Origin of the sequence: Paenibacillus sp. MMS18-CY102, from assembly GCF_009789195.1 — a bacterium.
GTDB lineage: Bacteria > Bacillota > Bacilli > Paenibacillales > Paenibacillaceae > Paenibacillus_T.
The window spans coordinates 188235-201750 of sequence record NZ_WSTC01000001.1 but is presented as its reverse complement, the minus strand read 5'-3'; the positions used below and the strand labels follow the sequence as shown (position 1 = coordinate 201750).

Genomic DNA, 13516 nt, shown 5'->3' with positions numbered 1-13516 from the left:
CCCTGTATGTTCGTAACATACAGGGCGCTTCGCTCACTCTATTGCATCGATCTGAAGCCTGTGTTCAAGCCATTATTAATGCCAGCGTTAGCATTATAATCGTTAAAGTGCTGTGGAGCGAAGCCCGTATGTAGCGGAGCGTTTTGATAGTTTTGCGGAATGGATGATTGTAATTGGCCCTGCGCCAATTGTTCAACCTGCTTGCATAGGTTGGATACTTGTTGCAGCTGCTGAATGGCGGTTTGATGCCCTTGCAGAGCCGTTTGGATGATTTGCGAAGCTTTTTGCTCCCGCTGAGCCAATTCTTCGAGCCGGTGAACATTTTGTTGCTCTTGCTGGAGCAGCATTTGATAATTTTGGCTTGCTTGATGCGTTTGATTCACCAGCTGTTGGATGATTTGTTCGCATTGATGCAGCGATTGGCTGAGTTGATTGTTCGTTTGCATGTTAAATTCCTCCTTTTTAAGTACGGGGTTATGATTGCTATCGCCTAGCTGTTTTATTCATGCAACGGGAACATTTGGCTGCCAGAATAATTTTATAGGAGTAAGCCGACCTTAATTTGCGGACTAAGTTGAACGTAAACTCAGGGGGCTTATAGAGCTAATGGAGAATAAGAAGAAACGGGACTTGGCGGCCATCGCTTCCATTCCACTGATGATGACGCTGGCTAACTCCATGCTCATACCTGTACTTCCAGCGATACAGAAAGTGCTTGGGATCAGTTCGTTCAAGACAAGCCTTATCATTACTTCATATGCTGTGATCGCCATTTTTTTCATTCCGCTAGCGGGCTACTTATCGGACTTATGGGGAAGAAAAAAAGTTATCCTTCCCGGCTTGATTATCGTCGCAGCAGCAGGAATACTATCCGGCTGGGCGTCGATTGCGATGGATAAACCGTATACGATGATCCTGATCGGCAGGTTATTTCAAGGATTAGGCGCCTCAGCCTGCTTTCCGGTTGTTCTGCCGCTTGTGGGCGACTTGTTCAAGAACGAGGACGACGTAAGCACGGGGCTTGGAGTCGTGGAAACGGCCAATACGTTCGGCAAGGTGCTCAGCCCGATAATTGGAGCGGCGCTGGCGATGTGGGCGTGGTACATTCCGTTTTGGTCGATTCCTGCCTTCAGCTTGATATCGATCATTCTGCTTTCGATTTGGGTAAAGGTCCCTCCGGATAAAAAACAGAAGCCGATATCATTCAGCGAATTTATGCGGTCAATTAAAGATTTATTTCGTACGCAAGGAAAGTGGCTCTGGGGCGTGTTTGCTTCCGGAGGCTTGAATATGTTTGTGATGTTCGCTTCTTTATTTTGCCTGTCAGAAATACTGGAGGGCCGCCACATTAACGGAATTGCAAAAGGCGGGCTCGTAGCGATTCCCTTGGCTGCATTATGTGCGGCATCATTTGGCATAGGGAAGTGGATTGGGCAAAATCGTGCATTAATGAAATGGATAAGCGTGATCGGTTTCTTAATCGCAACGGGATGTATGGCATACCTTGCTTTAACGGGGAAAAAGCCAACGGCTTCGCTCCTAATCTTCTTATTCATCGGGTTCGCAGGCTTAGGGGCAGTGCTTCCCAGCCTAGATGCGCTTATTACGGAAGGAATTAAGAAGGAACAAAGAGGGACTGTAACGTCCTTCTATAGCAGCATTCGCTTTATTGGCGTTGCACTGGGCCCTCCATTGGCTGCATTAATTAGCGGGTTTTCCGTATTGTTTTGGTTGTTGTCTGCATCGTGCTTTGCCGCATCCATTATCGTCCTGTGGTCGATTAAACCGAAGCGTACAGCCTGACGGTTGCATGCCGGTCGTTTAAGCTCGATTTGCTTCGAAGAGCTATGCGAAGCTTGGCCAAATTGTCAATAAAAAACGTTTCTTCGCATCTGGAGAAGCGTTTTTTGTTATAAAGAGAAGACAGCCGTTTGCACGGCCGCCTGCCCCAATTATGTGTATGTTTTTAATGGCTTCTTGGCAGGGCCTTCCATTACTTCCCCTGTGTAAGAGAAACGAGAGCCGTGGCATGGGCAATCCCATGTCCGGTCGCCATCATTCCATTCCACCTCACAGCCCATATGGGTACAAGTGGTGTCTACGACATGAAGCTTGCCACTAGGTTCCCGATACGCGCCTGCCCGTTTGCCATCGACTTGCACGACCGATCCTTCCCCGCATTCGACATCATCTGGATGGCGGCGCACCCATTCGAGCTTGCCTTCTAATAGATGCAAGGCGACGTCGGCATTTTGCGTAATGAAGTTTTTGATCGAAGGGTCTTCATAGAATCGAGATGGCGTAAACAGCTCCTCGTAGCGATTTTCAATGCCTAGAATCAGGTCCTTGAGAAGCAGGGCGGCGGCAGTGCCTGTTGTCATTCCCCATTTGCGATAGCCAGTGGCAACGAACGCATGCGGCTCGTCTTTGGATACTTGCCCTATGTATGGGATTTTATCAAGTGTAGTCAGGTCTTGTGCTGACCAGCGATAAGCAATCTCACAATCTTTGCCGAACGTTTCGCGAGCAAATTGCTCCAGCGCTTCATAGTGCTTGATCGTACAGATCCCTTGGCCTGTTTTATGCCGTTCTCCCCCTACGACTAGTATAGATTCCCCGTTGTACGTAACGTTCCGAATCGAGCGGGGAGGATCATCTGCACTCAGATACATGCCGCCGGGATATTGGCCCTTCGTCCGTAAGCCTAATGCGTAGGAACGTTCCGCATACATGCGCGCAAAATAAAAACCGCGAACGCCATAGAAGGGGAAATGCGTACATGATACGACATCGCCACATGAGACCGTATAGCCTGTGCTGGTGCGCAATTGAGACAGAGCGGAATCTTGGTCAATGCTTAAAGCGGTTGTTTGCTCATAGATGAGCCCGCCTTTATCGATGAACGCTTGCACCAAATGTTTCAAATAGGCAACGGGATGGAACCTTGCCTGATTTGCCATCACGATAGCGGCTCTGCTATTAATTCGGAAGGGAAGGCGATCCTCAAGCCGGCCAGGAATGCCGAGCCGTTCGTATGCCGCCCATTCTTTATTGATCTTGGCCACATTCGCGTCCGATGTTGTGTACACATAAGCATCTTCTTCCGCCCAATCGCATGGAATGCTGTGTTCTGCCACTTGCTTCCGAATAAATGCGAGCGCTTCTGCATTCGCCTCGTAGTAAAGCCTAGCCATCTCATCCCCGGCATGCTGGCATAATTCGTCATAAATCAAATCATGTTGAGCTGTAATTTTGGCTGTCGTGTGGCCAGTGGTGCCTTCGAATAGCCGGTCCGCTTCAATAAGCGCTACCTTCTTTCCTTCGTTAACCAATAGCCAGGCTAGCGTGATGCCCGTAATGCCTCCGCCTACGACGGCGACGTCTGTTGTAATGTCTTTAGCAAGGGTATTAAATTTCTTCTCGTTTCCAGCTGTTGCAAGCCAATACGATTCAGGGGTTTCGGGAAGCCCTGCAGATTGCGTGAAGTCATTCATAATGATTCATACTCCTTCTATCGTTCATCATTTGCGTTATTGTGCCAATCTTTCATTTATTTATAACGTACATAATTACCGCTCCTTTCACCCAAAATAAGAATTAGCTGGAAATGCAGATGATCGAAGGGGGAAAGCGAATGTTTGGAAAGCGGAAGAAGGCTGACAGCAAGAAGGCGTTAACGAGCAGGTTCCCAGTTCATTCCAAAACGCCGCTTGGCGCAAGTATGGCTGCTAACCTTCAGGCACTGCGTGAAAAGCTCGGCGACAGCAGTGATTTCGTTATTCGGCAGCTCCGCTGTGACGCGATGCCTGGTGTAGAGATGGCTGTTGCGTATATTAAGGGAATTGTGGAAGACGACACGATTCAAGATAACGTCGTGAATCCGGTCATGAGCTGGTCGGTTCCGCTGGGGAAAGGCAGCTGGACGGAGACGCTGCGCCAGCGAATCGTAACGACGGGATCGACGAAGCCGGTCAGCCTGCTGGAGGATGCGCTGCACAAGCTGCTGGACGGCGAATGCCTAATCCTGACCAATGGGATACGGGAGGCAGTCGCTGCGGATACGAGCGGCGGTGAGCAACGGTCCGTTACCGAACCGAATACGCAGACCGTTATCCGCGGTCCACAATACAGCTTTACGGAAAATGTATCGACGAATGTGGGTTTGCTGCGCCGCATTCTCCGCTCGCCTGATTTTCGGATCCGCTCATTTATTGTCGGACGGAAGACGCGGACACGAGTCGAACTGCTCTACATGAATAACATCGCCGATCCAGCCGTAGTAGAAGAAATCGACAAGCGGATTCGGGAGATTGACATTGATGGCGTACTGGAAAGCAATTATATCGAGGAGTTTATTTCGGACCAAACTTATACGCCGTTTCCGACGATGATGAATACGGAACGGCCAGATAATGCTGCCTCAGCGATGCTGGATGGCCAGCTCATTATCCTTGTAGATGGAACGCCGTTTGGGTTGGTAGGGCCAGCTACCTTTTTTCATTTCTTTCGTTCAGCGGAGGATAACTACCAGCGCTTCGATATTTCAACTTTTCTGCGACTGCTCCGGTACGGGGCGTTTCTTGTATCCGTCATTTTGCCGTCCCTGTTTATCGCGATTACGACCTTTCATCAGGAAATGCTGCCTACGACGCTGCTTATTAGCTTGGCCGCGCAGCGGGAGGGCATCCCATTTCCTGCACTCGTGGAAGCTTTGCTAATGGAGTTGACGTTCGAAACACTCCGGGAAGCAGGTGTTCGAATGCCTCGGGCTATTGGCCCTGCAATTTCCATTGTAGGCGCACTCGTGCTTGGCCAATCCGCGGTACAGGCAGGGCTCGTTTCACCGGCGATGGTCATTGTAGTGTCCTTTACCGCAATTTCGAACTTTGTGACGCCGCAGATCAGCATGGCAACAGCCTCGCGGCTCATTCGGTTTAACCTCATGCTGCTGGCAGGAATGTTGGGCATTTTCGGTATTATGGCGGGCCTGCTGTTCCTTGTCATCCATATGACGGGCTTGCGCTCGTTCGGGGTGCCGTACATGGCGCCGTTCGCACCAGTAACGAAGCAAACGTGGCTGGACATGCTCATTCGGCTGCCTTGGTGGGCAAGAAAACATCGTTTAGTTGTTGTCAGCGACGTTAATCCGCATCGGCAAAAAGGCGGCAGGCCGCGACACCAGAAATAGAAGAAGCTGCACGCTAGAGGAGGGAGAAACCGGCATGCATAACAACTGGGGGCGCAAGATAGGCATCGTAGGGCTGATTAGCTTGCTGTGCTTCGCCTTAACTGGCTGCGGCAACCGAACGGAGCTTAACGATATTAGTATCGTTTCGGCGTCAGGTGTCGATTGGAAAAACGGCAAATGGGTAGTTTCATATCAGCTCGTGCTTCCGCAGGCGATTGCAAGCCACGGCTCTGGGGCGTCGACGGGCTCAGCGCCGGTCAACGTGTTTTCAACGTCGGGCGACAGCATACGCGGCGCGGTGAGCAAATCGAGCTTCGAGATGTCACGCCGCCTCTATTTTTCGCAAAATCAGATCGTTGTCGTTAGCGAGGAGGCTGCAAAGCATGGGTTAACCAGCTTGTTCGACGCCTACCTGCGCAATCTAGACTCCCGCGAGACGGTGAGTGTATTTCTGACGAAACGAAGTGCCCGTGAGGTGCTGGAGCATCTCATCCCATTGGAGGAAATTCCAGGCGCAGCGATTGAGCGAATGATCAGCAATGAGGAGAAGAATGGATCGACCTTGCCTCATATGTCCGTTTATAAGGTGCTGCTTGAGCTGCTCGGGCCGACAAAGGCAGTAGGCATTCCAAGCTTGCAAATCGCCGGAGAGGACCCGCTGGATTCACTTGATAAAACAAAAACAACGTATTCCAGCTCCAAAATTAAATTGGCGCAGCTGGGCGTCCTGCATGAAGACAAACTGATCGGATGGCTAAATCACGAGGAAAGCTACGGCGCCATGTGGATTCGTGACCAGATTCGCCAAAGCACTGTATGGTTTCCATGTGAGGAGAAGCGGACGAGTGAGGTTAGCGTTCTCCGTATTAACGGAACGAAGACGAGGCTGACTGCGCAGAAGGATGGGGACAGCTGGAAGCTCAAGGTTCGCATTAAAGCAAGAGGGACACTAATGGAATATCCATGCGAGGCCGATTTGAGCAAGCCGGAGAGCATAGCAGCCTTGGAAAAGCAGGCAGAGCAAAAGCTTGCGATGATCGTGAAGGAAGGATTCATGGCTGTTCAAGGCTTGAAGGCTGACATTCTCGGATTCGGCAACGCGGTCAGGATGAAGTATCCGAAGCAATGGAACAAGCTGTCGAAAAGCTGGAACGAGGATATATTTCCAAACACGAAGGTTGAGACGAAAGTGGATGTCGTCATTGAACGTACAGGGATGAGCACGGATTCATTCAGCAAGCTGCAGCATAAAGACTAGCTATACTAGATCAGGAGGGGGATGCGGATGTCGAAAATCGGAACCTATTCGTTGTTCGTCATGGTGATGATGTTTCATATCGGAAGCACCCCTCTTTTCCTGTTGGGCACCAAGGCGAAGCAGGATTCCTGGCTTGCTGTATTGCTCGGGGCGATTATTGGCCTGGTGATGCTGGCGGCGCTGCTGATGCTGCAACGGAAGCAGCCGGATGCAGGGCTGGTCGGGCTGCTTAGGCTGACGGTAGGACCGTGGGGAGCGGGAATGATCGGTTCCCTATATGCCATCTATTTTGCCTATCAATCGATGCGCAACGTGCGTGATTTCGGGGAGCTGACGTCACTGTCGCTGCTGCAAAATCGGCCCCAATGGTTCATTATGCTCATAATTGTCGGTATTGCCTGGTATACGGTATTGCAAGGAAACGAGTCGTTTTTTCGGACAACACAGCTGCTGTTTATTACAACGATATGCAGTTATGTGCTGTTAGGGGGACTTATTATCGTGACTCGACTGCCGGACCTGCATCGGGTCATGCCGATAATGGAGATGGGGGTGAAGCCCGTTATAAAAGCCGCTGTTCCTGACATTGTCTCGTTTCCATTTACGCAAGGCGTTCTTTTTCTTGTGTTTTGGAAAGAGGCCGCCAATCAAAGCCGTGTTTCGCGAGCGACTTATGGCGGATATATTGCAGCCGCTTTGTTCATCGTGTTCATGAATGTCATGATCATCACCGTCCTTGGGCCGCTGGCGCCTGTTACGTCGATGCCGCTGCTCGAAGTTGTGCAACTCATTCGAATCGCTAACTTTTTGGAGCGGCTCGATGTCATTGTAACGCTGCTATTATTTATGGGCCTTTATATCAAATTGACCGCTTTTTATATGGGAGCAGCACTCGTGCTACGCGAGCTGGTCAACGTCCGTTACTGGCGATTAACGGTTCTGGTTGGTGTAGCCATATATGCGGCATCGTTCTTAGAACGGAACAATACGACGCATCTATGGATTGGGCTTGGCATCAGCTTGAAAGTGAGCCTTGTTATGCAGGTGGGCATTCCGCTGCTGCTCCTGCTAGTTGCGGCTATACGTCTGGGCGGCGCCAAACCTAAACCAGCCGGCACTGTAGCTGCGGAAGATCGGAGGGGCTAGGATGGAGAGAATCGGGTCCAACCAGCTGTATGTGGGCGTCATTATGTTCATTCTCGGAAGCGCACCGTTATTCGAGCTCGGGCTCAAGGCGCAGCAAAACGCTTGGCTAGCCATGTTTGTGGGCGCGTTGGCGGGGCTCGTGCTAACGGTTATGTATCTCCACCTGCATCATCGCGCGCCGGAAGCGGGGTTTACGGAGCTGTATCGCTTGCATTTTGGCCTGTGGCTTGGCAGCGGCATCGCATTCATTCACGGGATGGAGCAAGCCTACGAGGCGATGCGGCTAGTGCGCGATTATGGGGAATTAACGGCGTTGACTTTGCTCGAAAATACGCCGATTTGGCTAACAAATCTAGTGGTTTGCATTTTAGCGGGCTATACGGTTGCCAAAGGCGTAGAGGTGCTGTTTCGGGTCATTGAGTTGTTATTCCCAATTGCATTTATAAGCTACTGCGTGCTAGCTGTTATGTTGTATATGAACAAGCTGCCGGATTGGCATCGCCTGTTTCCGTTGGTTCCTTTGTCAACGATTGTGAAGGCAGCGATTCCAGACATTATGGTGTTCCCGTATGGCCAGATCGTATCGTTTCTAGCCATTTGGCATTGTGTCAAAGATAAGCATAAGGTGACGAAGATTTCCATTGTTGCTTATTTGTCAGTGATGCTCATGCTAGTCTACGGCAACTTAATGATTATGGCTGTGCTCGGCCCACAGCTGTCCGCAGCAGCAACAATCCCATTGCTTGAGGTAGTGCAGCTAATTCGGTTAGGCGGTTTTCTAGAGCGGCTGGATATCGTGGCAACGCTTCTGCTGTTTCTAGGGCTCTACGTGAAGCTGTCTATTCTATTCTTGGCAGCAGTGCTGCTTCTGCAGCCGCTGTTGCACTGCAGCCGGGCGGTGTGCGCATGGATCGTCGGAACCATCATGTACTTTGCATCGTTTTGGGAGCGGAATCAGACCGTACATACGGCGATTGGGCTGGATTTTACATTGAAAATGGTGCTTATCTTCCAATTGGGCATTCCGGTTATTATGCTCGTTATTGGGCTTCGGCGCAAGGCAAAGCAGAAGCTGAAGCAGCAGAAGGAACATATTGAACCCGCTCACTGATAAAATAAGCCAATACCCCCTGTAAGTTGTCCAAGCGGACCAGCTGTGACCGCCATATTGTATTGTATCTTGAATTACAGGAGGTGAATCGCAATGGGTACTTTCTTGGATATGAGAAGTTCCATGAACGCGAATGCATCTGGCTCGATCGGCGTCAGCTTGACGACTGTCCCTCAATTGTTTGGCATCATTGGCTTGCAAACGAAAAACGTCGCTAATCCAATTGTTACGCTCGCTGGTACGATCGGCATTAGCGGTGGCGCACTTGGCAACACTTTCACAGTTGAAATCGTTCGTGGAACAACAGGCGGAACAACAATCTACGTCGCAGAATCGGCTATCGCATTGAACGTTTTGAACGGCACTGCACTCTACAGCTTCAACGCACAAGACCTCAACGCACCTGCAGCAGAAGAAACCGTTTACACGGCATTTATTTCCGGTGGCCCGCTTGCTGTGCTCACGGGCGCACGCAACGGCCCAGAAACGTTCTACGGAACAGCTTCCTCCACAGTTTAAGAATTCGCAGCAAGACAGGACATGCGTCCCGCAAGGGGCGCATGTTTTTTTGTGTTTGCAACCCAAATGTCCAAACCGAAAAGCGGCCGTGTGCATACGATAGACACAACCTATGCCGTGTGAGGAGGGCTCCTGTGATAACGATTAGCTTATGCATGATTGTCAAGAACGAGGAAGAGGTGCTGGCGAGGTGCCTCGATTCGGTGGCGGATCTTGTAGATGAAATCAACATCATCGATACGGGCTCGACGGACGGAACAAAAGAGATTGCCGCTCGATATACCGGGCGTATTTTTGATTTTGAATGGATCGACGACTTCGCGGCAGCGCGCAACTATTCCTTCGAGCAGGCGACATGTTCGCACATCATGTGGCTGGATGCGGATGACATCGTGTTCGAGAAGGATCGTAAGCTGCTAAGGGAACTCAAGGAAGAGATGCCTGCAGACATTGATTCCATCATCATGTCTTACCATCTGGCTTTCGATCAGGAGGGCAATGCGGCAGCAGGCGCACGGCGCAATCGCATCGTCAGGCGGGAGAAGGGCTATCGGTGGCATAACCCAATTCATGAGTATCTGGAAGTGCATGAGGGCCAGATTTATGTGTCGGAAGCGGCGATTTCCCACAAGCGAATGGGGGACCATTCGTCGAGGAACATGGCTATTTTTCAAAAGAAGCTGCTGGGCAACGCAGAAAAGCTGGAAGGGCGGAACCTGTTCTACTATGCCAATGAGCTTGTCGATCAGGGCATGCATGCCGAAGCGGTCGGCCATTATGAGCAGTTCGTCGCTAATCCAGGCGATGCGCCAGATGACCGGATGCTGGCTTATAGCAAACTAGCGGAAAGCTACCATCATCTGGGGAAAAAGGATAAAAAGCTGCAATCGCTGCTGCTCGGGCTGCAGTTCGGCAAGCCACGCGCCGATTTTTGTTGCTCTATCGGTTACTGTTTTGAAGAACGGCAGCAGTACGAGGCTGCTATTTATTGGTACGAAAGCGCATTGGCGCTGCCTCTGCCGGCGTTTCATATGGGGCTGTTGAATTTGGTTTGTTGGACATGGATGCCGCATGTTCAGCTGTGCATTTGTTACGCCAAATTAGGCGATTTGGAAAAAGCGCATGAACATAACGCGAAGGCGCTCTCTTATTTGCCTAATGATGCCAATCTGCTCGATAACAAGCTCAAATTGGAGCAAGCGCTCGGGATTGCTGATGTTGGCGATGATGCGCCTAGCGAGGGGAATCCGCCATGCTAACGAGCATTATTCTAGTCACCTATAACAAGCTGGATTACACGAAGCAGTGCATAGAAAGCATCCGCCAACGGACCGATAGCGATCGTTATGAGCTTATCGCTGTCGATAATGGCTCCACAGATGGAACGCCGGAGTGGCTGGCAGAGCAGCGGGATGTCCGCCTCATCGCTAATGCGGGGAACGCGGGGTTCCCACGTGCTTGCAATCAGGGGCTCGCTGCCGCCGCAGGCGACTTGCTTATGCTGCTGAACAACGATACCGTCGTGACGGTGTCATGGCTGGAGGGGCTGACAACGGCACTGCTGAGCGCGCCGAATGTTGGTGCTGTCGGCCCGGTTACAAATGCGGCTTCGTATGTAACAAGCATTCCCGTTCCCTACGCGACGATGGACGAGATGGAGGAGTTCGCGGAGGCCCATAATCACACGGATCCCGCGAAGTGGGAAGAACGCCTGAAGCTGATTGGCTTTTGCCTGTTAATGAAACGGGAGGCGTACGAACAAGTTGGCGGGCTTGACGAGCAGTTTGGCATCGGCAACTTTGAGGATGATGATATATGCTTGCGGATGCGGTTGGCTGGCTACAAGCTGCTGCTGTGCAAGGACACGTTTATTCACCACTATGGGAGCGTGTCGTTCGGCGAGGACCGTACGCTGTTTCAAGAGGTACTGACGGAGAACACTGAATTGTTTAAGCAAAAATGGAGCTTTGATCCCGCCATTGCCACTACGATCCGCCTGGACCTGCTGGACGTCGTACGGGGCCAGACGGCAAGCGGCGAAGCGCTGCGCATCTTGGAGGTCGGTTGTGGCTGCGGGGGAACCTTGCTCGCGCTAAAGCATCGTTGCCCGGAAGCGGAGCTGTTTGGCGCTGAACGGAATGAACAGGCGAGGGCGGTAGCAGAAGCGACTGGCTTCAAGGTGTACAGCTCCGGCAGGCCCGATGACTGGGAAGCGATAGGGGACGGAACGTTGGATGGCATCCTCATTGGGGAGGCGCATGCGTATACGACGGTTCCGGCGCAGCTTACGCGCATGATTCGCAAGCTTCGGCCTGGCGGCTGGATCGTGTCCGGGTTTATGAACGCGAAGTTTTACCGTTATGCGAATCGGCTTGCAGATGGGGAGTCGCTAAACGATAAACCTTGGCTCACTAGTGAGAAAGCGGGAGCGATGCTGGCTGCGGCAGGCGTAACCGAGCTTCGCATTACGCATGCTGTGGAGCCGGATGCTGACCGGGATGAAGCGGGGCTGGAGCGGGCGGTTGCACGTATCGGGCCAGGAGCAGACCGGCTCGTGCTAAAAGCGGCATATTTTCTCCTTCATGGCCATCGGATGGCAGCGCCGGCAATGGCTAGGGAGCGAAGCGAAGGCGCCGGCGTCCCCGAGCGGGCGCTCAGTGGCGAACATGCGCAGGCAATGCCGGCAGGTGCGGGACATGCAAGCGAAGGGCCGCCGCAGCTTGCCGGGCTGAAGGAGCAGAATGACGTCTCCTTCACGGGAGAGCGGCTCGTCGTCAATTCGGATGTCAAATCGCAGTTCCGCGATGTCTATGATGAGCATATGGTGCGGTATGAGGCAGCGGCAGCCTATGTGCCTGGGCTGCATGTGCTTGATGCGGCATGCGGGGCAGGATACGGCTCCCGCATGCTGCACGACGCCGGAGCGGCATCGGTAACCGGCGTCGACATCGACCATGATGCGGTCGAGCTCGCACAGCGCGACTATGGGAAGCCGGGCATTATGTTCCTGCAAGGGGATGTGCTGCGACTGCCGTTCGCCGGCAATACGTTCGATGCGGTCGTTTCCTTCGAGACGATTGAGCATGTCGAATCGGGAGCGGCTTGGATTCGCGAAGCGGCACGGGTGCTAAGGCCAGGAGGGTTGTTTATCGTATCGACGCCTAACCGGGCTGTGACGAACGCGTCGAATTACTTTGAGGAGCAGCCGTTTAATCCGCATCATCGATTCGAGTACAAGGCGAGCGAATTAATCGGGGATTTGCTGCCATCGTTTACGCTTGAAGCGCTGTACGGCCAGAACTGGATTGACGATTCACAGTTCGCTGCTATGCGCTGGCTGCGCCAGACGAACGGCATGGCGCCAGACCGGGAAGAGCGGTTGCGAATCGGGCAGACAGGCAGCGAATTGCTGCCGTTCCATGCCTTTCGGAGCGGTGAACCGATGTATATCGTTGCAGTGTGCAGGAAACGGATCGGGGGAGTGGGCGGATGAAGGTTGTCATTTTGGCCGGGGGATTAGGGACGCGCATTAGCGAGGAATCGCATCTGAAGCCGAAGCCGATGATCGAGATCGGCGGGCGTCCAATCCTATGGCATATTATGAAAATTTATGCGAATTACGGCTTTAATGACTTCATCGTGTGCCTCGGGTACAAAGGGTATGTGGTCAAAGAGTACTTTGACCACTACCTGCTGCATGAATCTGATGTGACCTATGACTTTCGCAATAGCGAACGGTCGGTAAAAAAAATTCACCGCCATCAAGCAGAGCCATGGCGCGTGACGCTGGTTCATACAGGCATGGATACGATGACCGGCGGGCGATTAAAACGCATTGCGCCTTACCTGGACGATGAGACGTTCATGCTGACATATGGAGATGGGGTAACGGACCTTAATTTGCAACAATTGCTCGATTACCATCGCTCGCATGGGAAGTTGGCTACCGTAACGGCTGTCCAGCCGGTCGGTCGGTTCGGAACGCTCATTATGAATGAGGACCAGTCTGTTGCAACATTCGCAGAGAAGCCGCGTGGGGATGGGCATTGGGTAAGCGGCGGGTTTTTCGTACTGGAGCCGGGCATGCTGGCGCATATTGATGGCGACGATACGATGCTGGAGCGGGAGCCACTCGAACGGTTAGCAGCTGCTGGGGAGCTGAGAGCTTACCAGCATTCCGGCTTTTGGCAATCGATGGATACGATGCGGGATAAGGCGCTGCTAGAGGAACGTTGGCGATTGGGCGGAGCGCCTTGGAAAACATGGGGCCGGGATACGGTCTGACGCATGTAGC

The 13516-nt window shown here is 52.2% G+C and carries 11 protein-coding genes; 9 read left to right on the top strand and 2 right to left on the bottom strand.

The annotated features are described in order from the left end of the window. Positions 1 to 38: 38 nt before the first annotated feature. Positions 39 to 446, bottom strand: coding sequence for a hypothetical protein (locus tag GON22_RS26505; RefSeq protein WP_160394276.1), 408 nt, complete (start codon positions 444 to 446; stop codon positions 39 to 41). A 160-nt stretch (positions 447 to 606) separates the two neighbouring features. Here GON22_RS26505 and GON22_RS01070 point away from each other — a divergent pair, with 160 nt between their 5' ends. Further along, positions 607 to 1803, top strand: coding sequence for an MFS transporter (locus GON22_RS01070; RefSeq protein ID WP_160394275.1), 1197 nt, complete (start codon positions 607 to 609; stop codon positions 1801 to 1803). Positions 1804 to 1952: 149 nt separating this feature from the next. Here the strand turns inward: GON22_RS01070 and GON22_RS01065 are convergent, their stop codons facing one another. After that, the gene (locus GON22_RS01065) at positions 1953 to 3494 is read right to left on the bottom strand and encodes an FAD-dependent oxidoreductase (RefSeq protein WP_160394274.1); all 1542 of its coding nucleotides are present in this window, start codon (positions 3492 to 3494) and stop codon (positions 1953 to 1955) included. 140 nt (positions 3495 to 3634) lie between these two features. Here GON22_RS01065 and GON22_RS01060 point away from each other — a divergent pair, with 140 nt between their 5' ends. The 8 genes from GON22_RS01060 (at position 3635) to rfbF (ending at position 13506) form a co-directional block, all read left to right on the top strand. After that, positions 3635 to 5188: a spore germination protein gene (locus GON22_RS01060; protein ID WP_160394273.1), complete on the top strand. Its 1554-nt coding sequence runs from the start codon at positions 3635 to 3637 to the stop codon at positions 5186 to 5188. Positions 5189 to 5222: 34 nt separating this feature from the next. Further along, positions 5223 to 6446 carry a Ger(x)C family spore germination protein gene (locus tag GON22_RS01055; protein WP_160394272.1) on the top strand — a complete coding sequence of 408 codons (1224 nt, stop codon included), beginning with the start codon at positions 5223 to 5225 and terminating at the stop codon, positions 6444 to 6446. A 27-nt stretch (positions 6447 to 6473) separates the two neighbouring features. Then, positions 6474 to 7592, top strand: coding sequence for a GerAB/ArcD/ProY family transporter (locus tag GON22_RS01050; RefSeq protein WP_160394271.1), 1119 nt, complete (start codon positions 6474 to 6476; stop codon positions 7590 to 7592). 1 nt (position 7593) lies between these two features. Beyond that, positions 7594 to 8703, top strand: coding sequence for a GerAB/ArcD/ProY family transporter (locus tag GON22_RS01045; protein WP_160394270.1), 1110 nt, complete (start codon positions 7594 to 7596; stop codon positions 8701 to 8703). Between the two features lie 93 nt (positions 8704 to 8796). Then, positions 8797 to 9222 (top strand): hypothetical protein, encoded by a 426-nt coding sequence (locus GON22_RS01040; RefSeq protein ID WP_160394269.1) that lies wholly within the window; start codon positions 8797 to 8799, stop codon positions 9220 to 9222. 134 nt (positions 9223 to 9356) lie between these two features. Then, positions 9357 to 10481, top strand: coding sequence for a glycosyltransferase (locus tag GON22_RS01035; protein ID WP_160394268.1), 1125 nt, complete (start codon positions 9357 to 9359; stop codon positions 10479 to 10481). Then, positions 10475 to 12715 (top strand): methyltransferase domain-containing protein, encoded by a 2241-nt coding sequence (locus GON22_RS01030; protein WP_160394267.1) that lies wholly within the window; start codon positions 10475 to 10477, stop codon positions 12713 to 12715. Before GON22_RS01035 ends, GON22_RS01030 begins: the two co-directional genes overlap by 7 nt. Further along, positions 12712 to 13506, top strand: a complete 795-nt coding sequence (gene rfbF / locus GON22_RS01025) for a glucose-1-phosphate cytidylyltransferase (RefSeq protein WP_160394266.1) — start codon at positions 12712 to 12714, stop codon at positions 13504 to 13506. Before GON22_RS01030 ends, rfbF begins: the two co-directional genes overlap by 4 nt. The last annotated feature ends 10 nt before the right edge of the window (positions 13507 to 13516 follow it).

Bases quoted from the DNA above. Each gene is read 5' to 3' on its own strand.
- GON22_RS26505 (WP_160394276.1), bottom strand. From the start codon at position 446: ATGCAAACGAACAATCAACTCAGCCAATCGCTGCATCAATGCGAACAA.
- GON22_RS01070 (WP_160394275.1), top strand. From the start codon at position 607: ATGGAGAATAAGAAGAAACGGGACTTGGCGGCCATCGCTTCCATTCCA.
- GON22_RS01065 (WP_160394274.1), bottom strand. From the start codon at position 3,494: ATGAATGACTTCACGCAATCTGCAGGGCTTCCCGAAACCCCTGAATCG.
- GON22_RS01060 (WP_160394273.1), top strand. From the start codon at position 3,635: ATGTTTGGAAAGCGGAAGAAGGCTGACAGCAAGAAGGCGTTAACGAGC.
- GON22_RS01055 (WP_160394272.1), top strand. From the start codon at position 5,223: ATGCATAACAACTGGGGGCGCAAGATAGGCATCGTAGGGCTGATTAGC.
- GON22_RS01050 (WP_160394271.1), top strand. From the start codon at position 6,474: ATGTCGAAAATCGGAACCTATTCGTTGTTCGTCATGGTGATGATGTTT.
- GON22_RS01045 (WP_160394270.1), top strand. From the start codon at position 7,594: ATGGAGAGAATCGGGTCCAACCAGCTGTATGTGGGCGTCATTATGTTC.
- GON22_RS01040 (WP_160394269.1), top strand. From the start codon at position 8,797: ATGGGTACTTTCTTGGATATGAGAAGTTCCATGAACGCGAATGCATCT.
- GON22_RS01030 (WP_160394267.1), top strand. From the start codon at position 10,475: ATGCTAACGAGCATTATTCTAGTCACCTATAACAAGCTGGATTACACG.
- rfbF (WP_160394266.1), top strand. From the start codon at position 12,712: ATGAAGGTTGTCATTTTGGCCGGGGGATTAGGGACGCGCATTAGCGAG.